Origin of the sequence: Gordonia sp. C13 (assembly GCF_023218005.1) — a bacterium.
Lineage (GTDB): Bacteria > Actinomycetota > Actinomycetes > Mycobacteriales > Mycobacteriaceae > Gordonia > Gordonia namibiensis.
Window position 1 is genome coordinate 1 of sequence record NZ_JALPSY010000009.1, and the last position, 22,426, is coordinate 22,426.

Genomic DNA, 22,426 nt, shown 5'->3' on the forward strand with positions numbered 1-22,426 from the left:
TTTCAGAAGGGCCCCGTATTCGATGATTTCTTTCGTCGAATACGGGGCTTTTCTCGTTCGCGCACGTCGTATCGACGTGGCCGGCGATGCTTCCCATCAAGGTTCAAGGGCATAGATTGGCAGCTATGAGTGATCGTGATCGTCCGCGTCGTGACGGACGTGGTGAGCGTGATACGCGAGATCAGCGGGAGTCGCGGGGCCAAGGTGGCCCCCGAGGTCAGCGGGGTACCCGCAGCCAGGGCGACTCCAACCGTGGTGATTCGAGTCGGGGCCGTCGCCCGGACCGTCCGGGTCGCGAGCGCGGCGACGGTGGCCGCCGGCAGCAGGGCCCACCGCTGCCCGATGATGTCAATGCGTCGGATCTCGATCCGGAAGTCCGTCGCGATCTCCTGACCCTCGACAAGGCGAATGCCGAGATCGTCGCCAAACACCTGGTGATGGTTTCGCGGCTGCTGCTCGAAGAGCCGGCTCTCGCCCTCGAACATGCCCGAGCCGCACGAGGCCGCGCGTCACGGGTGGGCGTGGTCCGCGAGACCACTGGTATCGCGGCGTACAACGCGGGCGAGTGGCAGGAGTCCGCCACCGAGCTGCGTGCTGCCCGACGCATCACCGGCAACAACGCTCTGCTGCCCCTGATCGCCGACTGTGAGCGTGGGCTCGGGCGTCCGGAACGTGCTGTCGAGATCGCACGTGGCGACGAGGGCCGTACCCTCACCGGTGAGGACGCCACCGAGATGCGGATCGTCGAAGCCGGCGCACGCATCGACCTCGGTGAGCCGGAGAAGGCGGTCGTCACCCTGCAGGCCGAGAACCTCAAGCCGGGCCAGGTGGGAACCGCGCCTGCACGCCTCTACTACGCCTACGCGTCGGCGCTGTACGCATCGGGTCGTCGCGACGATGCCATCACCTGGTTCATGAACGCGGCAGCCGCGGACATCGACGACGTCACCGACGCCGAGTTCCGCCTCACCGAGCTCGCGAATGACGACGCACCCGTCGGAGACGCCGAGCCCGCCGTCGACGGTGTGGATGTTCTCTCCGACAGCGCGGTGTCCGAGGTTCCGCCGACAGCCGAGCAGGCGACGCCGGAGCCCGTCTCTGCCGAGCCCACGTCGACAGAATCGATCGTGACCCCGGAGCCGGTGGCTGCGCCAGAACCGGTTGCCGAACCCGAACCCGAACCTGAGCTGGTGGCGCCTGAGCCGGTCGCTGCGCCTGAGCTGGTGACGCCCGAGCCCGTTAGCGCTCCCGAGCCGGTTGCTTCACCGGAGCCAGCCGACACCGACACGATCGACAACCTGGAAGGGACCGCCGACCTGTCGGCGACGTCGAGCTACGTCGACGAAGGCAATACCGGGTCGCAGGCACTCGTCAATCGGTACGACGCGCTGCTGCTGGACCTCGACGGGACTGTCTTCGCGGGCCATCAAGCGCTGCCGAACGCGGTCGACACCCTCGACCGGCTCGACATCCCCCGTTTCTTCGTGACCAACAACGCGAGTCGTCGGCCCGCCGACGTCGCGGCACACCTACGTGACCTCGGCTTCGACGCGACCGACGACCTCGTCGTCACCTCGGCGCAGTCGGGGGCGCGGTTGCTGTCCGAGCATCTGCCTCCCGGGTCGCGGGCGCTGGTCATCGGCACCGACGGTCTGGCGCAGGAGGTCCGCGAGGTCGGCATCGGTGTCACGCGGAGCGCCGACGACCGTCCCGCAGCGGTCATCCAGGGCCATTCGACCGAGACCGGCTGGGCGCAGCTCTCGGAGGCCGCTCTAGCGATCCGCGCCGGCGCACTGTGGGTGGCGACGAACGTCGACGCCACTCTGCCGTCCGAACGCGGTCTGCTCGTCGGCAACGGCTCGATGGTCGCCGCATTGCGCAATGCCACCGGCAAGGAGCCGCTCGTCGCGGGCAAGCCCGCCGCCCCGCTGATGGCAGACGCCATAGCCCGTGCGGCGGCGAATTCGCCGCTCGTCGTCGGGGACCGTCTCGACACCGACATCGAGGGCGCACACGCCGTTGGGATCGAGAGTGCACTGGTCCTCACGGGTGTCAGCACGGTCACCGACCTGCTGGTCGCACCTCCGGAGCAGCGGCCCACCTACGTCATCGACGATCTGGCCGGCGTGTTCGACGACATCGACGCGGTCCGCGTGGCCGACCAGCCGGGCTGGACCGTGACCGTGGACGCATCCACCGTGACGGTCTCCGGCTCGGGTGACGAGATCGGTCTCGTCCCTGCTCTCGCTGCTGCCACCTGGGCCGCGGTCGACGCGGGCACCGCCGATCCGGAGGAACTGCGGATCCGTGCCGAGGGCACGGCGCGGGAGAAGCTGGCGTCGCTGGGTGTCACCCTCGTCGGCTAGCGTGGTTCACGATGACTTATCCGAGTGACGAGAACAGTCGTTCGGACCTGAGCAGCGGTCCGACACCGAACAGCATGGCGCCCCGACCCGGTCCGGGCGCCATGCCGCGTCGCCAGTACGACCCGATGGCAGCATTGCACGACGCCCCGTCGTCGGAAGCGGGTACCGAGCTCGATCTGCCCGACGTCGAGGCCACGGTCTCGCAGCTTCTCGCGCAGGTCGACGAGCTCCGGGAGTCCGTCGGGGACACCTTCTCGCTGGCTGCGCTCGAGCGCCAGGCGAACCTCCTCGAGCAGGCCCACGACGCGCTCACCGCGGCGCTCGACGCGGTGGACCGCCGATGATCCGACTCCGGATGCGGTACTGACGATGGCGACCAGAGCACGACTCGACGCGGAACTCGTCCGGCGTGGCCTGGCCCGATCCCGTGAACAGGCGCGCGAACTCGTCGACTCCGGCGTCGTGAAGGTCAACGGAACGGTTGCGGCGAAGGCCGCGACCGGCGTCACGCGTGACACCCCGATCGTGGTGGTGGAAGCACCGAAAGACGACTGGGCATCGCGAGGCGCCCACAAACTCCTCGGTGCGCTCGAGGCATTCGAACCCCAGGGTCTGACCCTGGCGGGTCGTCGGTGTCTCGACGCCGGAGCCTCGACCGGTGGCTTCACCGACGTCCTGCTGCGTCGCGACGTCCGGGAGGTCGTCGCCGTGGATGTCGGATACGGACAACTCATCTGGCGCCTGCAGAACGACGATCGCGTACACGTACACGACCGCACCAACGTCCGGCACCTCGAACCGGAGGCGATCGGCGGGCCGGTCGACGTCGTGGTCGCCGACCTGTCGTTCATCTCGTTGGGACTTGTCCTACCGGCGTTCGCACGCTGCGCGGTGCCGGGTGCCGATCTGCTGCCGATGGTCAAGCCGCAGTTCGAGGTGGGAAAGGAGCGCGTCGGCTCGGGCGGCGTCGTGCGCGACCCCGCTCTGCGAGCCGAGGCCGTGCTGGCCGTGGCGACAGAGGCGGCCGCTCTCGGGCTCGAGACCCGCGGCGTGGTGGCCAGTCCGCTGCCGGGCCCTTCGGGCAACGTCGAGTTCTTCCTCTGGCTGCGCAAGGAGCACGGTGGCCGGGCGGGCGAGGAGTCGGGGGAGAGCGATAGGGTCGACCCGTCGGCCTCGACCGACGAGCTCCGCTCGATGATCGAGCGTGCGGTCGCGGAGGGGCCGAGCTGATCGGCCTATCGGCCGGCGCCCGCTCATCCCGTTCTCGCTCGACCACACACGTCCGACCACACTTCTCTGGAGGGAACCACCAGTGACCGACGATTCGGTAGCCGAGTCCGCCGGTGCCCGCGAGTTCTTGGTGGTCGCCCACACCGGACGTGAGAACGTCCTCGAGACGATCGAGGCCATCGCCCGCCACTGCGGTGCCGCCGGTGTCGCGCTACGCGTCGTCGACCACGACACCCTCGACCGGGATGCCCCCGATCACGACGTGATCTACCGCAACCGCGACGATCGGCAGTCGCGACCCGGGAACGTGCCCGTCGATCCCGAGTACCTCCGGTCGCTGGGCGCTGTCGTCGAGGTGACCACCGCCGAGTCCGCATCGGCCGAAGGATGTGAGCTCGTCATCGTCCTCGGTGGTGACGGCACCTTCCTCCGTGCCGCCGAGCTGGCGTGCCCGGCGGGGGTGCCCGTCCTGGGCATCAACCTCGGGCACATCGGTTTCCTGGCGGAGTCGGAGGCGCACAAGGTCGACGAGGTGATGGCTCAGCTCATCGCCCGCGACTACCGCATCGAACCGCGGATGACCCTCGAGATCGACATCGTCGACCCGGCCGACCCCGACCCGCCGACGGCGAGCAGTTGGGCGCTCAACGAGGTCGCGATCCTCAACACCAGCAAGAACGGTGTGCTCGAACTCGTCACCGAGGTCGACGGCCGACCGGTGTCGGCATTCGGCGCCGACGGCGTGCTGGTCGCGACCCCGACCGGGTCGACGGCCTACGCATTCTCGGCGGGCGGCCCGGTGATGTGGCCCGATCTCGAGGCGATTCTCGTGGTGCCCAACAACGCACATGCGCTGTTCGCGCGGCCCATGGTGACGAGCCCGCGGTCGCGCATCGCGGTGGAAGTGGACAAGAACGGACGCTCGGCGGTGGCGCTGTGCGACGGCCGTCGAGCACTCGACGTGCCGGCCGGCGCCCGCGTCGAGGTCGTACGCAGCGATCGTTCGGTGAACTGGATCCGGATCGACTCCGATCCCTTCGCCGACCGGCTCGTCACCAAGTTCGCCCTCCCGGTCACGGGATGGCGAGGGAGGCAGGCATAGGGGTGCTCGAAGAACTGTCGATCACCGGACTCGGTGTCATCGAGGAGGCGCAGGCGCGTTTCCATCCGGGCTTCACGGTGCTGACCGGCGAGACCGGCGCGGGCAAGACGATGATCGTCACCAGCCTGCATCTGCTGTCGGGTGCGCGTGCCGACGCGACCCGCGTCCGAACCGGTAGTGCCAAGGCGATCGTCGAAGGCCGCTTCCGGCTGGCGAACGCCGAGGGCGTGCAGAAGGATCCGGTGGTCGCCGACATCCTCGACTCCACCGGAGCCGAACTCGACGACGACGACACCGTGATCGCGGTGCGCTCGGTCAGTGCCGACGGACGCTCCCGCGCTCACCTGGGTGGGCGCTCGGTGCCCGTCGGCGTGATGGGTCAACTCACCACCGCGGTCCTGGCCATCCACGGTCAGAACGATCAGCTGCGCCTGCTGCGTCCGGAGCATCAACGTGCCGCTCTCGACACGTTCGGCGGATCGAAGGCAGCGTCCGCGCTCGAGGCCTACCGGAAAGCACGAACAGCGTGGGTCGACATCCTCGACGAACTCGATGCCCGTCGTGCCAACTACCGCGAGCTCGCCCAAGAAGCCGACCGGCTCCGCTTCGGCATCGACGAGATCACCGCGGTCGACCCGCTCCCGGGCGAGGACGAGGAGCTCACCGCGACGATCCGACGCCTGTCCGACCTCGAGTCGATCCGCGGGGCCGCCGATCAGGCCCACCACATCGTCGCCGGCGACTCGGGATCGTCGGTCATCGAGGGACTGGGTTCAGTGCGCACGCTCCTCGAGGGCGCAGCCGACGACACCCTGCGAGGACTGGTGCCCCGCGTTTCCGAGGCGCTCACAGTCATCACCGACGTCGGTGCCGAACTGACCGCGTTCACCTCGAGCCTCCCGGCGGACGCCGACGAACTCGACAAACTGCTGGCACGCCAGGCCGAGCTGAAATCCCTGGTGCGCAAGTACGCGCCCGACGTCGACGGCGTCATCGACTGGCGGCACAAGGCACAGGCCCGGCTCGCCGAGATCGAGGACCCGCGGGCGTCGATCGAGGAACTCGAATCCGCGGCTGCCACGGCGCTGGAGAAGGTCGAGGTCGCCGCGGCCAAACTGCACACGCTGCGCCTCAAGGCGGCGTCGTCGATGGCGGACAAGGTGTCCAAGGAGCTGAAGGGCCTCGCCATGGGCGACTCGGCGCTGGCGGTCTCCGTCAGCCCCGAACCCGCCTCGCCCGAGGATCGGCTCGCGATCACGGTCGACGGGACCCGCGCCCACGCCGGGGCCGACGGCGCCGACAAGGTGGAGTTCGCACTCGTCGCGCACCCCGGGGCCACGCCGCTCCCGATCGCGAAGTCGGCATCGGGCGGCGAGCTGTCGCGCGTGATGCTCGCGCTGGAGGTTGTCCTCGCCGCTCCGACCTCCGGCTCGGTCATGGTGTTCGACGAGGTCGACGCCGGTGTCGGCGGTCGTGCGGCGGTGGAGATCGGCAAGCGCCTTTCGAGGCTGGCCCGAGCCCATCAGGTCATCGTCGTCACGCACCTGCCGCAGGTCGCGGCATTCGCCGACAACCACCTCGTGATCGGCAAGTCCAAGAAGGGCGCGCTGGTCACCAGCAGCGTGCGGACCCTCGACCGCGACGAGCGTGTCGCCGAACTAGCACGCATGCTCGCCGGCCTGGGGGAGTCCGACACCGGACGCGCCCACGCCGAGGAACTGCTCGCGACCGCCGAGGCGGAACGGGCCGCGCACTGACCTCGGACGGGCTGGTGCCCGTGTTGCTTGTGTGACAAAAGTTTCTCGTGTTACGGCGCGCCTCCCGGGCTCCGTCGTGTGTTCGGTCAATCATTGCGGGCATGAAGATGCCTGCACTGCTCGCGCGTAACACCGAAGAACTGCCTGGCGTGACCGGTATCGCCAGGATCGACAAGAACACCAAGCGGCTGCTCAGTCGGGTCGGCCCGGGTGACATCGCCATCCTCGACGAGGTCGACCTCGACCGCGTCACCGCCGACGCCCTCGTCGAGGCCAACGTCGTCGCGGTGGTCAACGCCTCTCGCTCGATCACCGGCCGCTACCCGAACCTCGGTCCGGAGGTGCTCGTCGCCTCCGGCATCGTGCTGCTCGACGATGTGGGCCCGGAGATCTTCAAGCGCGTCAAGGACGGCGCCAAGGTGCGCGTCCACGACGACCGTCTGTTCGTCGGTGAGCGTCGTCTGGCTCTGGGCACCGAGCTCGACGAGCGCGACATCGCCGACATCATGATCGGCGCCAAGGCAGGCCTCGTCGATCACCTGGAAGCCTTCTCGGGCAACACGATCGAGTTCATCCGCAGCGAGTCCCCGCTGTTGATCGACGGTGTCGGCGTGCCGGACATCGACGTCGACCTCGCCGGGCGGCACGTCATCATCGTCGGCGAAGGCGCCGACCGTGCTGCAGATCTGCGGGCGCTCAAGCCGTTCATCAAGGAGTACCAGCCGGTGATGGTCGGCGTCGGTACCGGCGCGGACACCCTGACGAAGGCCGGGTACAAGCCCGCGATCATCGTCGGCGATCCGGAGAACATCAAGACCCCGACGCTGAAATCCGGTGCGCAGCTGGTTCTTCCGGCCGACACCGATGGTCACGCCGCGGGACTCGAACGCATCCAGGATCTCGGCATCGGTGCGACGACCTTTCCTGCAGCCGGTTCTGCGGAAGACCTCGCCCTGTTGCTGACCGACTACCACGGTGCCGACCTGATCGTCACCGTCGGCTACCCCGGCACGCTCGACGACTTCTTCGACCGTTCGCGCCGTGAGAGCAACCCGTCGATGTTCCTGACCCGACTCAAGGTCGGTCAGAAGCTCGTCGACGCGAAAGCCGTTGCGACGCTGTACCGCAGCCGTGTCTCCGGTGCTGCGATCGCCTGTGTCGTCCTGGCCGCACTGGTCGCGGTGATCGCGGCGCTGCTGCTGTCGAACACCGGCACCGACGTCACCGATTGGATCGTCACGCAGTGGAATGCGCTGCTCGACTGGGCACGAGAGGTCTGGAACCGATAGGCGATGATTTCGCTACGACAACATGCGATCTCACTGGTCGCGGTATTCCTGGCATTGGCGCTCGGATTGTTCCTCGGCTCGGGGTTCGTCGGTGATCGCGTGAACTCGATGACCGGCACCAGCCGGGACCGCATCGGTGATCTCGAGGAGCAGCGCGACGACCTGAACGCGAAACTCAACGCCGCCAACAGTTTCGATCTGGCGATCGGGCCGCGGCTCATCGCCAACACCTTGCGCGGCCAGTCGGTTCTCGTGGTGACGGCGCCGAATGCGGCAGAGGCCGACGTCGACGCCGTGAAGGAGAACATCTCGGGCGCCGGCGCGCGGTTCGCCGGTCAGATAGCGCTGTCGGAGTCTCTCCTCAGCGACCAGAACGCCGAGCAGCTGCGCACCATCGTCGACCAGACGATCCCGCCGGGAGCGATTCTGCGTGCTGAGCTGACCGACTCGGGCAGCCGGGCGGGTGACCTGCTCGGAACGCTGGTTCTGTCCGGAAAGTCGACCCGCCCCGCGTCGTCGGCTGACCGTCGGACCGGGCTCGCCGCCCTGCGTGACGGCGGGTTCATCGACTACGCCAACAACGCCGTCACGCCCGCCGATCTGATGGTCGTGGTGACGGGTGACGAGTTCGGGCCCGATTCGGGCGCCGAGGGCGCGCTCGTGGCACGCCTGGCCGCCGCGGCATCCGTGCGCGGTGTCGGAGGTGTGCTCGTCGGTCGTACCGGGTCCGCGAACGGCGGCTCGCCGATCGCGGTGGTCCGTGCCGATCCGTCGCTGGCCAACGCCGTGTCCACCGTCGACAACGTCGACCAGCCGACCGGCCTGATCACCACCGTCCTGGCGCTCGCCGCCGAGGGCAAGGGTGCGACCGGGTCCTACGGGACCGGCGCCGGGGCGACTGCGGTCACCGTCGGGGCCGACGGCAAGCCGGCCGCCTGACGCCGTCGAAACCGCCACTAATCGAGCCGATCACGTCATCGGAGTGAGTACCGCCACGCCGCGTCCGGGTGTGGCGGTACGGCGTGGCGGCCCAGTGGTGTTACCCTGGAGTCCCGTAGGTAATCAGGGCATCCGCTCCGATTCGGCCGACGGGAGACACGCTTTTGCGACCTTTGCGACACGTTCACGACACCAAGCACATTTTCGTCACTGGTGGCGTCGCTTCTTCACTGGGTAAGGGCCTCACGGCCTCGAGCCTGGGTCAACTTCTCACCTCTCGGGGCCTGCGGGTCACGATGCAGAAGCTCGATCCCTATCTGAATGTCGATCCCGGCACGATGAATCCGTTCCAGCACGGAGAAGTCTTCGTGACCGAGGACGGCGCCGAGACCGACCTCGATGTCGGGCATTACGAGCGCTTCCTGGACCGCAACCTCTCGCAGTCGGCGAATGTGACCACGGGACAGGTGTATTCGACGGTCATCGCCAAGGAGCGACGCGGCGAGTACCTCGGTGAGACCGTGCAGGTCATCCCGCACATCACCGACGAACTCAAGGCCCGCGTGCTGGCGATGGGCGAGCCCGACGCCGACGGCGAGGTCCCGGACGTCGTCATCACCGAGATCGGTGGCACGGTCGGCGACATCGAGTCGCTGCCCTTCATCGAGGCCGCGCGCCAGGTGCGCCACGAGGTGGGCCGCGACAACGTCTTCTTCCTCCACGTCTCGCTGGTGCCGTACCTCGCGCCGTCGGGCGAGCTGAAGACCAAGCCGACCCAGCATTCGGTCGCCGCGCTGCGCAACGTCGGTATCCAGCCCGACGCGCTGATCCTGCGATGCGACCGCGACGTGCCCGAGGGGCTCAAGAAGAAGATCGCGCTGATGTGCGACGTCGAGCTCGACGGCGTGATCTCCACCCCCGACGCACCGTCGATCTACGACATCCCCAAGGTGCTGCACAACGAGCACCTCGACGCCTACGTCGTCCGCAAGCTCGGACTACCGTTCCGCGACGTCGACTGGACGGTCTGGGGCGAGCTGCTCCACCGCGTCCACGAGCCGCGCGAGACGGTGCGCGTCGCCCTGGTCGGCAAGTACGTCGACCTGCCCGACGCCTACCTGTCGGTCACCGAGGCCATCCGCGCCGGCGGTTTCGCCTGGAAGGCGCGCACCGAGATCAAGTGGGTGCCGTCGGATGACTGCGACACCCCGGCAGGGGCGCAGGCCGCCCTCGGCGACGTCGACGCGATCCTGATCCCCGGCGGCTTCGGCATCCGCGGCATCGAGGGCAAGGTCGGGGCCATCTCGTACGCCCGCCGCCGCGGCATCCCGCTGCTCGGTCTGTGTCTGGGCCTGCAGTGCGTGGTCATCGAGGCCGCCCGCTCGGTGGGTCTCGACGAGGCCAGCTCGACGGAGTTTGATCCCGACACCCCGCATCCGGTCATCTCGACCATGGCCGACCAGGCGGACGCGGTCGCCGGCGAGGCGGACCTGGGCGGCACGATGCGCCTCGGCGCCTACGACGCCGTCCTGAAGGCGGGTTCGGTCGTGGCCGAGTCGTACGGCTCCCGTGAGGTGTCCGAGCGTCACCGTCACCGCTTCGAGGTGAACAACGCCTACCGCGACAAGATCGCCGATTCAGGTCTGGTGTTCTCGGGCACCTCGCCCGACGGTCACCTCGTCGAATTCGTCGAGTACCCGAAGTCGGTGCATCCGTTCTTCGTCGCCACCCAGGCGCACCCGGAGCTCAAGAGCCGGCCGACGCGCCCGCATCCGCTGTTCCGCTCGTTCATCGAAGCAGCACTGAAATACAAGGCGGCCGAACGGCTCCCGGTGGATCTCGGTGACGACTACGAGTCGAACGACGCGCCGGCCGACACCGTCGCGGCGGTCAACGACGTCACCGTCGAACCGGTGGCCGGAATCGACCAGACCGGCGCCGAGGGCTGACCGGGTTGGGCGGCCACGAGTTCGACGTCAAGAGCACTCGCACCGTCTACGACGGGGCGATCATCACGCTGCGCGTCGACGAGGTCGCCATGCCCGGCGGTCGCGTCGCGGAGCGGGAGGTCGTCGAGCATTTCGGTGCGGTGGCGATCCTCGCCCGCGACGAGGACGGCCGCATCGCCATGGTGCGGCAGTACCGCCACCCGATCGGTCGGCGCCTTCTGGAGTTGCCCGCCGGTCTGCTCGACCAGGACGGTGAGGCGCCGCTGACGGCGGCGCAGCGCGAACTGGCCGAGGAGGCCGACCTGGCCGCCGACACCTGGCACGTCCTGGTCGACCTGGCGTCGTCCCCGGGATTCTCCGACGAGGCGCTGAGGCTGTACCTCGCCGAGGACCTCCATCACCTCGACGAGGCGGAGCGCGTCGACGAGGAAGCCGACATGACGGTTGAGTGGCTGTCCCTCGACGACGCGGTCGCGATGGTGCTGTCCGGGGAGATCGTGAACGCCACGAGCGTCGCGGGCATCCTGGCCGCCTCGGCGGCGGACCGGACGGGAATCGCGCTGCGGGACGTCGACGCACCGTGGACCGACGAACCGACCGCGCTGCGCGATCGCCGGCGCTCGTGAGCTCGGCAGTCGTGGGTCGCCTGTGACGATCGCCGCCGACATCTCGCGCTTCCTCGACCATCTCACCGTCGAGCGGGGTGCGGCGGCCAACACCGTCTCGTCGTATCGCCGGGACCTCGAGCGGTACCGGCGGTACCTCGAATCGCGCGACATCGAGTCGATCGACGCCGTCACCGAGGAGGACGTCCGCGAGTTCCTCGTCGACCTGCGACGCGGCGACCCGGACGCCGGGCACACTCCGCTCGCGGACAGCTCGATCGCGCGAACCCTGGTCGCCACCAGGCGTTTCCACAAATTCGCGGTGGAGGAGGGGATCGTCGCGACCGACGTCGCGCATGCGGTCCGTCCGCCTCGTCCGGCGCGGCGTCTACCCAAGTCGCTGCCGGTCGAGGAGGTGCTGGCGATTCTCGAAGCTGCCGGCGCCGAAGATCATCCCCGCGCTCTCCGCGACCGTGCCCTGCTGGAGTTCCTCTACAGCTGCGGGGCCCGCATCACCGAGGCGACCTCACTCGACATCGACGACCTCGACCTCGACACCCGGGCCGTGCGTCTGAGGGGCAAAGGTGGCAAGGAACGTCTCGTCCCGCTCGGCGGGCCGGCGATCGACGCCATCGACGCCTACCTGGTCCGCGGTCGTCCCGCGCTGGTGTCACGGGCGACCCCGGCGCTGTTCCTCAACGCCCGGGGCGGACGCCTCTCGCGGCAGTCGGCGTGGCAGGTGCTGGTCACCGCCGCCGAACGGGCCGGGTTGGACAAGGCCGTCTCCCCGCACACCCTGCGGCACAGCTTTGCGACGCATCTGCTCGACGGCGGCGCCGACGTCCGCGTCGTCCAGGAGCTTCTCGGGCATGCGTCGGTGACCACCACACAGGTCTACACACTCGTGACGGTGAACACGATGCGTGAGGTCTATGCCGTCGCACATCCGCGTGCCCGCTGACCGCGCGCCGACCGCGGGAGAACGTCCGCGATGTCCTAGGCTGATACGAGTCGTCGACCAGGGACCGGCATCCGCCGCCCGGCCGACACGCATCGGACACCGAAGAGTGAAGGGAGCGGCGGGCACGTGACCACTCCGAGCGCACCGCGGTCTGGCACCCGCCTCGAGTGTTCGGGGACGTGGTCGTGACCTCCGCGGGGGACCAGTACAGCATCCAGGTCTCACCGGGTCATGACGCCGACGAGGTCGATCACCACGCGGCCGACGAGATCGGCCCCACCGGACGGCCCTATCGCGAGGTTCCCGAACCGCGACCCCTCGATCGTCACGGTCCGGCGACCGTCATCGCCGTCTGCAATCAGAAGGGCGGGGTCGGCAAGACCACCTCGACCATCAATCTCGGTGCCGCGCTCGCCGAGTACGGGCGTCGCGTCCTGCTCGTCGATCTCGACCCGCAGGGTGCGTTGTCGGCGGGTCTCGGTGTGCCGCACCACGAACTCGAGCAGACGGTCTACAACCTCCTCGTCCCGCCGCAGGTGGCCACCGACGACGTGCTGATGCGTACACGCGTCGACGGACTCGACCTGCTGCCCAGCAACATCGATCTCTCCGCCGCGGAGATCCAGCTCGTCACCGAGGTGGGCCGGGAACAGTCCCTGGGCCGTGCACTGCACCCCGTCTTGGACCGCTACGACGTGGTGCTCATCGACTGCCAGCCGTCGCTCGGGCTCCTCACCGTGAACGCCCTGGCCTGCGCGGACACCGTGCTCATCCCGATGGAGTGCGAATACTTCTCACTGCGCGGCCTGGCGCTGCTCACCGACACGATCAACAAGGTGCGCGACCGCCTCAACCCGCGCCTGGACCTCGGCGGCATCCTCGTCACCATGTTCGACGCCCGCACGCTGCACTCCCGCGAGGTGATGGCACGTGTCGTCGAGGTGTTCGGCGAGGCCGTCTACGACACCGTGATCTCGCGTACCGTCCGCTTCCCCGAGACGAGCGTCGCCGGTGAACCGATCACGTCCTGGGCACCCCGCTCGGCCGGTGCGAAGGCGTATCGGGCGCTGGCGCGTGAGGTGATCGCGCGCAACCTCAAGGGCGCATGACCGTCGACACCGACCCGGCCGTGTCCGATCCTTCTGCGCCGGAAGTGGACGGACCCGACGTGGACGGACCCGACGTGGACGGGCCTGAGGTGGACGGACCCGGAGCGGCCGCGCCGATCGAGGCGTCGGCGCCGGCCGGTGACGCGCCCGAGGAGAACGACGAGGCCACCGAATCCGGCTTCCGGGTCAAACTGCGCAACTTCGAGGGCCCGTTCGACCTGCTGCTGAACCTCATCTCGCAGCACCGGCTCGATGTCACCGAGGTCGCGCTGCACGTGGTGACCGACGACTTCATCGCCTACACCCGCGAACTCGGGCCGGAGGTCGGGCTCGACCAGACCACCGAGTTCCTCGTCGTGGCGGCCACGCTGCTCGACCTCAAGGCGGCACGGTTGCTGCCCTCGGGCGAGGTCGACGACCCCGAGGACCTCGCACTTCTCGAAGCCCGCGACCTGCTGTTCGCACGACTGCTCCAGTACCGCGCGTACAAGCAGGTGGCGCAGCTGTTCGGCGAGCTGGAAGCCGCTGCACTGCAACGCTATCCGCGTGCGGTCTCGCTGGAGCAGCGGTTCGAGGACCTGCTGCCGGAGGTCACCCTGGGTGTCGACGCCGCTGGTTTCGTGCAGGTCGCCGCGACGGCGCTGACCCCGCGGCCGGTGCCGACCGTCGGACTCGACCACCTGCACGACGTGCAGTCGGTTTCGGTGCCGGGTCAGGCGCGTCGGATGGCGGCGCTGCTCAGCGCGTCGACCGGCGAATGGGTCCCGTTCCGCGTGCTCACCGCCGACTGTGAGACCGGCCTGGAGATCGTCGGCAGCTTCCTCGGCCTGCTGGAGCTCTACCGCGAGGCAGCCATCACCTTCGAACAACCCGAGGCTCTCGGCGATCTCGCGGTGATGTGGACCGGAGAACGCGAGATCGACGACCTGCGCATCGACAAGGCAGAGGATTACGGATGACCGACGGACCGATCGACGACGCCGACGATGTGAACGACGAGGCCATGAACGACGAAGCCGTGGCGGACGCGGACGAGCCGGGTGCGGTGGCCGAGGCCGTGCCGGACGACAACGGTGCGAGCGATCCCGGCCCGGCCGATCCCGAACAGACGGCGCTGACGGGGGAGGACGAGGTCGAGGTCCTCGATGACGCGACGCTGCGGGCGGCGCTGGAGGCCGTGCTGCTCGTCGTCGACACCCCGGTGACCACCGAGGAACTGGCCAACGCCGTCGACCAGGACCGGTCCCGGGTGCGCGACATGCTCAACGCGATGTCGTCCGAGCTCACCGCAGCGCGCAGCGGCATCGACCTGCGGTTCGCCGGCGACGGCTGGCGTTTCTACACCCGCGCGGACTACGCGCCGTACGTCGAACGATTGCTGCTCGACGGGGCACGGTCGAAGCTGACGCGCGCGGCACTGGAGACACTGGCCGTGATCGCCTACCGGCAGCCGGTGACCCGCGCGCGGGTCAGCGCAATCCGCGGTGTGAACGTCGACGGCGTGATTCGGACCCTGGTCGCCCGTGGCCTGATCAACGAGGTCGGCCAGGACCCGCAGACCAACGCCACGACCTATGCGACCACCGAGCTGTTCCTCGAACGACTCGGCCTCGCATCGCTGTCGGAACTGCCCGATCTGGCGCCCCTGCTACCCGACGTCGACCTCATCGACGACCTCGACGACGAGCTGCTCTCGGATCCCCGATTCGCCAAACTGTCGCCTCAGGCGTCAGACTCGAAGGTACTGGTCACCGACGGTGACCTGAACGATGACTAGATCCGCACGGATCCGACGAACACAGGATTGAGAACAATGGCTTCCGCTGGCCGAGATGGCTCACCGGGAAAACGCCGTAAGGGCGCCCCCGCACAGCAACCGCGAACGAAGAAGACGCACCGCAAGGGGTCGTCGAAACCCAATGCCGACGTCGGGAAGATCCGGCTCAACAACGCCCGGCCCGCACGCCACCAGGTGGCACCGGACCAGGTGAGCGGCAACGGGCCGGAATTCGTCGCAGACGGTGTCCGACTCCAGAAGGTCCTCGCCCAGGCCGGTGTGGCCTCGCGCCGCGGCGCCGAGGAGATGATCGCCGCCGGACGTGTGAAGGTCGACGGCAAGGTCGTCACCGAGCAGGGTCTGCGCATCAACCCCGACACCGCGATCATCCACGTCGACGATGCGCGCGTGATCATGGACGAGACCAAGCAGTACCTCGCCTTCAACAAGCCCAAGGGCTGGCAGTCGACCATGGCCGACGATCAGGGGCGTCCGTGCGTCGGTGACGTGGTCGCCGAACGCGTGATGGCCGGACAGCGTCTGTTCCACGTCGGCCGGCTCGACGCCGACACCGAGGGCCTGCTGCTGCTGACCAACGACGGGGAGCTGGCCCACCGGCTGATGCACCCGTCGTTCGAGGTGCCCAAGACCTACCTCGCGACGCTGAAGGGCGAGGTGCCGCGCGGCATCGCCCGTCACCTCCGCGAGGGCATCGAACTCGACGACGGCCCGGTCAAGGTCGACAAGTTCACCGTGATCGAGGTCCACGAGGGGCAGTCGCTGGTGCGGATCACCCTGCACGAGGGACGTAACCGCATCGTGCGCCGCATGATGGACGAGGTCGGCTTCCCGGTCACTAAACTCGTTCGCACCCATGTGGGTACGGTCGCGCTGGGGGAGCAGCGACCCGGCAGCCTGCGTGTTCTCGGCAACGACGAGGTCGGCGGCTTGTACAAGGCGGTCGGACTGTGACCGCTGGCACGACGCGCGTCGTCGCCATCGACGGGCCGGCCGGCACGGGCAAGTCGTCGGTGTCGAAGCTGCTCGCCGACAAGGTCGGCGCCAGCTACCTCGACACCGGTGCGATGTACCGCGCGGTGACCCTGGCGGTTCTCGACGCAGGTGTGGCACTTGATGATCCGGCCGGTATCGCCCGGGTCGTCGATGCGGTCGACATCGAGCTGATCCCCAACGGCGACGGGTCGTCGACGGTGCTGCTCGACGGTCGCGACGTGTCCGGCCCCATCCGGACCGACCACGTCACCAGCGCGGTGTCGGCGGTGTCCGCGGTTCCCGAGGTGCGCACCAAACTCGTTGCGCTGCAGCGACAGAACGCGCAGGGGCGCTTCGTGGTGGTCGAGGGTCGCGACATCGGGACCGTGGTGTTCCCGACTGCCGACGTCAAGATCTTCCTGACCGCGACGCCGGAGGCCCGAGCCGACCGGCGGCACAAGCAGAATCTGGCCGCGGGACGCGACAGCGATTACGCATCGGTCCTCGACAGCGTGAACCGTCGAGATCATCTGGATTCGACGCGCGCGGTGTCGCCGCTGCGTGCCGCCGACGACTCCGTCGTCGTCGACACCAGTGACAAGACCCTCATGGAGGTGCTCGACGAACTGAGTGGCCTCGTCGAGACCCGGATCGGAGTATCAGAACGGTGAGCGACAACTTCGAGACCGACCTGACAGCGTTGCCCGGCGACGGCATCTGGTCGGACGAATCCGATTGGCAGCTGGCCGATATCGAGGGCGCCGACGGCGCCGCCGAGGTCGAGCACATGCCGGTGCTGGCGATCGTCGGACGCCCGAACGTGGGCAAGTCCACCCTCGTCAACCGCATCCTCGGCCGGCGCGAGGCCGTCGTCGAGGACATCCCCGGCGTCACGCGCGACCGTGTGTCCTACTCGGCGAGCTGGTCCGGACGCAGCTTCACCGTCGTCGACACCGGCGGCTGGGAGCCTGACGCGAAGGGCCTGCAGCAGGCCGTCGCGGCGCAGGCCGAACTAGCGATGCGCACCGCTGATGCGATCGTCGTGGTCGTCGACGCAACGGTCGGTGCCACTGCGACCGACGAGGCCGTGGCACGCGTCCTGCGCCGGTCGAAGACGCCGGTGATCCTGTGCGCCAACAAGGTCGACAGCGAGCGGATGGAGGCCGACACGGCCGCCCTGTGGTCGCTGGGGCTCGGTGAGCCCCATCCGGTGTCGGCGGCACACGGCCGCGGTGCCGGCGACCTGCTCGACGTCATCTTGCAGAAGCTGCCGGCGACTCCGCGTGAGGCACCCGTGCTGGGCGGTCCGCGCCGCGTGGCGCTGGTCGGCAAGCCGAACGTGGGCAAGAGCTCGTTGCTGAACAAGCTGGCCGGCACCGAACGTTCGGTGGTCGACAACGTCGCTGGGACCACCGTCGACCCCGTAGACGAGATCGTCGAACTGGGCGGCAAGGTCTGGAACTTCGTCGACACCGCCGGTCTGCGTCGCAAGGTGCGCACCGCGAGCGGTCACGAGTACTACGCGTCGCTGCGCACGCGGGCGGCGCTCGACGCCGCCGAGGTGGCGATCCTGCTGATCGATGCCTCGCAGCCGATCACCGAGCAGGACCTGCGGGTGTTGTCGCTCATCATCGAGAGCGGTCGCGCGCTGGTCATCGCATTCAACAAGTGGGACCTGGTCGACGAGGATCGTCGCTACCAGCTCGACAAGGAGATCGACCGTGAGCTCGCGCGCGTGCCGTGGGCGCGTCGGGTGAACATCTCGGCGTCGACCGGTCGTTCGGTGCAGAAGCTGGTGCCGGCGATGGAGAGCGCGCTCGAGGCGTGGGACAAGCGCATCTCGACCGGGCCGCTGAACAGCTGGCTCAAGGACGTCATCGCGGCCAACCCGCCGCCCCTGCGTGGTGGTCGCCAGCCACGCGTGATGTTCGCGACCCAGGCGTCGGTGCGTCCGCCGACCTTCGTGCTGTTCACCACGGGCTTCCTCGAGGCCGGCTACCGCCGATTCCTGGAGCGTCGTCTGCGCGAGGAGTTCAACTTCGACGGTTCGCCGGTGCGCATCAACGTGCGTGTCCGCGACAAGCGGGAGCAGCGCCGCAAGCGCTGACCGTCTCGTGCGTTCCTGGTGCGGTTGTGACTGATGTTGGAGGCGCTGTGAGATGCTGCGTCTCGTGCTCATCTTGGCAATCATCGTCTTCGGAATGGTCATCGGCGCCCTGGCTCAGCTCATCATCGGTGGCAAGAACATGTGGAGTATCGACTGGGGTCTGGCGCTCGTCGCCGGCGTCGCCGGCTCCTTCATCGGCGGGTTGCTGATCAGCCTGATCGCTGGTCACGGCATCGAACTCCACCCCAGCGGCATCATCGGTTCGCTCCTCGGCGCGCTGATCGTGACCGGCGGCTGGATCTGGTTCAAGAAGCGTTCCTCGACCAACTGACCCGGCAGCAGCCGACGCGTCGGGGAACACCCCTTCTGACCAGGCGATTGGTACAGAACAGCACTCGTCGGCTAATCTTTAATCCGCCCGCTCCGGTGGGCAGTCGAAGGACCGAGAGGTCTGCAGACAACGGGCTGTGGCGCAGTTTGGTAGCGCACTTGACTGGGGGTCAAGTGGTCGCAGGTTCAAATCCTGTCAGCCCGACGTAAAGCCCAGGCGAGAGTTGGTTTCTCGCTTGGGCTTCATCATTCCCGGAGGTCGTTTTCCGTGGTCCCACTCTGTCCCCTTGGGGCTCTCTTCGGCGGTCGCCCATGGACGGACGGATCGCGCTGAACCCGAGTCCCGTGGACAATGGGAGGCGAGCAGGCTGCCACGCCACGTACCCCGGAAAGCCCTCGAAGTCGGCCGCCACCTCCACAACGGGGATTGACCAGCGAGGATCACCCCGTGCCAAGGATCGGCGCGGGGTGATCCTCGCTCGGCGGACCGAGTCAGCGCCTGCGGGTCAGGAGATGGCGTCGTCCGCTCGGGCCCGTTTCGTCGTGCCGTCGAGTTCTGGGACGAGACCGAAATCGGTGAGCAGTTGTCCGATCTGGGTATGGTCGAGGCGCTCGATGATGCGGTTGCCGACGAACTTCGGGCCGGGGAGCTCCACCTCCTCGCCGTCACGCAGGCGCGCAGTGGCCTTGAGCAGGAACCTCAGGTCATAGGTGGAGTTGAACACCTCCGGCACGCCGCGGTCGATACCCAGCAGATGGTAGGCGGCCTCCATCCCGGTGCGCACCGAGTACTCGGTGGTGAAGATGGTGTCGCGCGTGGTTTCGGCGAACTGGCCGATGAACGCGAAGTTCACCGCGCCCTCGGGCACAACGTCGGGGCGGTCACCGGCCTTGCGGGGCATGAAGAACGATGTGACGTAGGGCATCATGACGGGCACGGTCTTCGCGCCGTGGGCGGCGAGCTCGGGGATCTGCTCAACGGGGACGCCCATGTGGTAGAGCCACTCCTGGGTGATCTCTTCGCCGGTCGATTCCTGCATCGTCTTGCCGGTGTAGTCGCCGGGAACGTCGACGAAGAGTCCGTATACCCAGACGACGATCTCGTCGTCCGCCTGCGCCTTGAAGTGTGGCTGCCGGTTGACGGTCCAGCTCATCAGCCAGGCGGAGTCCTTGGCGGTGACGATGCCGCCGGTGACGACCTTGCCCGAGAACGGGTCGCGCTTGGCGATCTTCTCGATGTAGGAGGGGATCCCGGGGCCGACGGTCGTGACCGTGGCGGACTCCCACTTGGTCTTGGGGATGTCGCCGGCGAACACGTCGGGACGGCCGAACGACGGATGCTTGGCTGCGATCCGTCGCCACAGGTCCCAAGCAGGTGCCGGGCCTTCGTCGAGCTTCGCAGCGCGGTGGTGGTTGCCGTCGTCGGAGTTTTCGGTGAGCGAGCCGATCGTGGCGAGCACGAGATCGTCGGCACCGAGGTCGACCCCGCCTTCGACCCCGTCCTTGACCCAGTGGATGCGGGTCGCTTGCTTGCGGTCCCCGTCGAAGGTGAAGTCGATGTCGGTGACCTCGGTGGAGAACTCGAACATCACGCCCTGATCCAGCAGCCACCTGTACATCGGGAGCACGAGCGACTCGTACTGGTTGTACTTCGTGAACTTCAGTGCCGACAGGTCGGGCAGACCGCCGATGTGGTGCACGAACCGGTGAAGGTAGAGCTTCATCTCTAGGGCGGAGTGCCAGTTCTCGAACGCGAACATCGTGCGCCAGTACAGCCAGAACTTGCTGTTGAGGAAGTCCTCGCCGAAGACCTCGTCGATGCGCTTGTCCTCCATCTCCTCGCGGGAGGCGAGGAAGACCTTGACCATCTCCTTCTGCGCCTTGTCGCTCAGCCCGAACTCGTTGTTCGTGACGAACTCCTCGCCCTGGTTGTGGGTGACGCGGTTGAGAGAGTAGTTGGGGTCGTCCTTGTTGAGCCAGTAGAACTCGTCGAGCACCGACCCGTCGACCTCGAGCGACGGGATGGTGCGGAAGAGGTCCCACAGGCACTCCATGTGGTCCTCCATCTCCCTGCCGCCGCGGATAACGAAGCCCTTCTCGGGCTTGCGGATCCCGTCGAGCGCCCCGCCGGGGAGGTCGAGCCGTTCGAGGATCGTGATCCTGTCCCCGGGGAGCTGTCCGTCGCGGATCATGAACACCGCCGACGCCATCGAGGTCAGCCCAGCCCCGACGAACCAGGCGGTCTTGTCCTCTACACCCTCGGGCTTACGCGGGCGCGCGAATGCCTCGTAGTTGCCGCTGCTGTAGTACATGGTCACGCCTCCGTGCTCGTGTAGTCGTAGAAGCCTGCACCGGTAGAGATGCCGAGCTTGCCCTGGTCGATGTAGTTCGCCTTGAGCCACTCCGCGAGCGGCTTCGCCTCCGGGCCCGCGTGGCAGAGGATGTTGTACGGCGTGGTGAGGCCGATGATGTCGGTGATCTGGAAGGGGCCCAGCGGCGCGCCTGTGCCGATCCGCCAGACGTTGTCGATGTCCTTTGGCTCGGCGTAGCCGCCCGCTGCGAGTGCGTAGCTCGCGTTCAGGAACGGCACCAGAAGCGAGTTGAGGACGTAGCCGGCCTTCTCCTTGTGAATCGGGATCGGCACCATTCCGATCTCGCCGGCGAAGGCGACGATCTCGTCGAAGACGGCCGGGTCCGTGTCCGACGTCCCCATCACCTCGGCGGTGTTGTACTTCCATACCTGATTGGCGAAGTGGAGTGCGAGGAACTTCGCTGGGCGGCCGGTGGAGTCCTTGAGGTCGCTCGGCAACAGCGTCGATGAGTTCGTTGCGAAGATCGTCTTCTCCGGCGCGAGCCCGCCGAGCTTGCGGTAGGTGTCCTGTTTGATGGAAAGTACCTCCGGGATCGCCTCGATGACCAGATCCGCGTCCGCGACGGCCTCTGCGAGGTCGGATGAGAACCGGATGCGGGTCAGCGCCTCGTCCGCCTTCCCTTCGGCCGCCCCCGCGACTCCGTCCTCCTTATAGGTGATGACGAGAGTGTCGAACCGCTTCTTGGCTGCCTCGATGACGTCGTCGCTGATGTCGTAGGCGGTGACCTGGAAGCCGCTGTAGGCGGTCTGGAAGGCGATCTGGCTGCCGAGGACACCCGTCCCCAAGACCGTCACGCGCGTGATGCTGCTCATTGTCCTGTCTCCTTTTTCTCTTCTCTAACGGCCGATCCGGCCGCCGGGTGTGTAATGCACCACGCCGGTCACGATCTGTGTGACTTGGAGTCTGAGGTCGTTGATCGCGTCGATCTCCGGAATGTCCGAGGCCGACATCCGAGCGATCGCGAGATGGGTGATGGCGAACAGCGCGGATCCCGCAACACGTGCCTCCTCGTCGCTCAGCGCCGGCGCGGCGCGGCGCAGTGTGTCAGCGAGTGACGCCTCGAGTTCGAAGATCAATGCCATGCCCTCGGCTCGGAACTTCGCGTTGTGTGGACCGAACAGCAGCTCCCGCTGGTACGCAGCACTGTTCTCCGGCTCCCGCGCGGCGGCGGCGACAAGCGGGGACAGCCTCGCGACGATCGCGGCGGCAGGCTCGGGCGTCGAGGCCGCATGCTCGGCGCCTTCGGCTATAGACGACCGGAGTACCTCGTTGTAGACCATGAGCAGCAGCTCACTTTTGGTCGCGGCGTAGCGGAACAGAGTCCCCGCTGCTACCCCGGCCCTGGCGGACACCTCCTGTGTGGTTACTGCGGAGAACCCCCGCTCACGCACCAGGTCAGACGCGGCGCGGAAGATCCGTTCCCTCTTGAGCCGCATGTTCTGCTCGCGGCGGGGCTCTACCTTACGGGCGTCCTGACGCCGTTCGGGGCCCGAAAACGGCTGCGTCACATTCACATGAATGAGCGTACTCAGTTTTTCTT

The 22,426-nt window shown here is 67.8% G+C and carries 20 protein-coding genes and 1 tRNA gene; 18 read left to right on the forward strand and 3 right to left on the reverse strand.

The genetic code is table 11. The features are described from left to right. The first annotated feature begins 125 nt into the window (after positions 1-125). From M1L58_RS09615 to M1L58_RS09700, 18 genes are all read left to right on the forward strand, one after another. Positions 126-2,366, forward strand: coding sequence for an HAD-IIA family hydrolase (locus M1L58_RS09615; protein WP_248658728.1), 2,241 nt, complete (start codon positions 126-128; stop codon positions 2,364-2,366). 11 nt (positions 2,367-2,377) lie between these two features. Then, positions 2,378-2,710, forward strand: a complete 333-nt coding sequence (locus M1L58_RS09620; protein ID WP_154884064.1) for a hypothetical protein — start codon at positions 2,378-2,380, stop codon at positions 2,708-2,710. A gap of 25 nt (positions 2,711-2,735) precedes the next feature. Further along, positions 2,736-3,596: a TlyA family RNA methyltransferase gene (locus tag M1L58_RS09625; protein ID WP_248658729.1), complete on the forward strand. Its 861-nt coding sequence runs from the start codon at positions 2,736-2,738 to the stop codon at positions 3,594-3,596. Between the two features lie 82 nt (positions 3,597-3,678). Then, a complete protein-coding gene (locus M1L58_RS09630) occupies positions 3,679-4,698 on the forward strand; it encodes an NAD kinase (RefSeq protein WP_006865096.1) in 1,020 nt (339 codons plus the stop codon). A gap of 2 nt (positions 4,699-4,700) precedes the next feature. Further along, the gene (gene recN, locus M1L58_RS09635) at positions 4,701-6,455 is read left to right on the forward strand and encodes a DNA repair protein RecN (RefSeq protein ID WP_248658730.1); all 1,755 of its coding nucleotides are present in this window, start codon (positions 4,701-4,703) and stop codon (positions 6,453-6,455) included. A 101-nt stretch (positions 6,456-6,556) separates the two neighbouring features. Further along, positions 6,557-7,744, forward strand: coding sequence for a putative cytokinetic ring protein SteA (gene steA / locus M1L58_RS09640; protein ID WP_154884069.1), 1,188 nt, complete (start codon positions 6,557-6,559; stop codon positions 7,742-7,744). Between the two features lie 3 nt (positions 7,745-7,747). Continuing rightward, positions 7,748-8,683 carry a copper transporter gene (locus tag M1L58_RS09645; RefSeq protein ID WP_248658731.1) on the forward strand — a complete coding sequence of 312 codons (936 nt, stop codon included), beginning with the start codon at positions 7,748-7,750 and terminating at the stop codon, positions 8,681-8,683. A 164-nt stretch (positions 8,684-8,847) separates the two neighbouring features. Continuing rightward, positions 8,848-10,632, forward strand: a complete 1,785-nt coding sequence (locus M1L58_RS09650) for a CTP synthase (RefSeq protein WP_083876356.1) — start codon at positions 8,848-8,850, stop codon at positions 10,630-10,632. Between the two features lie 5 nt (positions 10,633-10,637). Continuing rightward, on the forward strand, positions 10,638-11,258 hold the full coding sequence (locus M1L58_RS09655; RefSeq protein ID WP_248658732.1) for an NUDIX domain-containing protein: 621 nt from the start codon (positions 10,638-10,640) through the stop codon (positions 11,256-11,258). Between the two features lie 22 nt (positions 11,259-11,280). Continuing rightward, a complete protein-coding gene (xerD, locus tag M1L58_RS09660) occupies positions 11,281-12,198 on the forward strand; it encodes a site-specific tyrosine recombinase XerD (protein WP_154884070.1) in 918 nt (305 codons plus the stop codon). 167 nt (positions 12,199-12,365) lie between these two features. Next, positions 12,366-13,307: a ParA family protein gene (locus tag M1L58_RS09665; protein WP_006865089.1), complete on the forward strand. Its 942-nt coding sequence runs from the start codon at positions 12,366-12,368 to the stop codon at positions 13,305-13,307. Further along, positions 13,304-14,266: a segregation and condensation protein A gene (locus tag M1L58_RS09670; protein ID WP_248658733.1), complete on the forward strand. Its 963-nt coding sequence runs from the start codon at positions 13,304-13,306 to the stop codon at positions 14,264-14,266. Before M1L58_RS09665 ends, M1L58_RS09670 begins: the two co-directional genes overlap by 4 nt. Next, positions 14,263-15,084: an SMC-Scp complex subunit ScpB gene (scpB, locus tag M1L58_RS09675; RefSeq protein ID WP_248658734.1), complete on the forward strand. Its 822-nt coding sequence runs from the start codon at positions 14,263-14,265 to the stop codon at positions 15,082-15,084. The genes M1L58_RS09670 and scpB overlap by 4 nt, the downstream gene beginning before the upstream one ends. A 36-nt stretch (positions 15,085-15,120) precedes the next feature. After that, a complete protein-coding gene (locus M1L58_RS09680) occupies positions 15,121-16,056 on the forward strand; it encodes a pseudouridine synthase (RefSeq protein ID WP_154884073.1) in 936 nt (311 codons plus the stop codon). Further along, complete coding sequence (cmk, locus tag M1L58_RS09685) at positions 16,053-16,748, forward strand: (d)CMP kinase (RefSeq protein ID WP_248658735.1); 696 nt, start codon at positions 16,053-16,055, stop codon at positions 16,746-16,748. Before M1L58_RS09680 ends, cmk begins: the two co-directional genes overlap by 4 nt. After that, positions 16,745-18,184, forward strand: a complete 1,440-nt coding sequence (gene der / locus M1L58_RS09690) for a ribosome biogenesis GTPase Der (protein ID WP_006865084.1) — start codon at positions 16,745-16,747, stop codon at positions 18,182-18,184. Before cmk ends, der begins: the two co-directional genes overlap by 4 nt. 64 nt (positions 18,185-18,248) lie before the next feature. After that, positions 18,249-18,515, forward strand: a complete 267-nt coding sequence (locus M1L58_RS09695; RefSeq protein WP_248658736.1) for a GlsB/YeaQ/YmgE family stress response membrane protein — start codon at positions 18,249-18,251, stop codon at positions 18,513-18,515. Positions 18,516-18,645: 130 nt separating this feature from the next. Next, positions 18,646-18,719: transfer RNA gene (locus tag M1L58_RS09700), tRNA-Pro, on the forward strand. A 301-nt stretch (positions 18,720-19,020) separates the two neighbouring features. On the opposite strand, the gene M1L58_RS09705 is transcribed toward M1L58_RS09700, so the two are convergent. Genes M1L58_RS09705 through M1L58_RS09715 form a run of 3 tightly spaced genes read right to left on the reverse strand, consistent with a single transcriptional unit; the run spans position 19,021 to position 22,322 of the window. Next, a complete protein-coding gene (locus M1L58_RS09705; RefSeq protein ID WP_248658737.1) occupies positions 19,021-20,826 on the reverse strand; it encodes an oleate hydratase in 1,806 nt (601 codons plus the stop codon). Between the two features lie 2 nt (positions 20,827-20,828). Further along, positions 20,829-21,698, reverse strand: a complete 870-nt coding sequence (locus M1L58_RS09710; protein WP_248658738.1) for a 3-hydroxyacyl-CoA dehydrogenase — start codon at positions 21,696-21,698, stop codon at positions 20,829-20,831. A gap of 24 nt (positions 21,699-21,722) precedes the next feature. Beyond that, entirely contained in the window at positions 21,723-22,322 is a 600-nt protein-coding gene (locus M1L58_RS09715) for a TetR/AcrR family transcriptional regulator (RefSeq protein ID WP_248658739.1), read from the reverse strand. Positions 22,323-22,426: the final 104 nt, after the last annotated feature.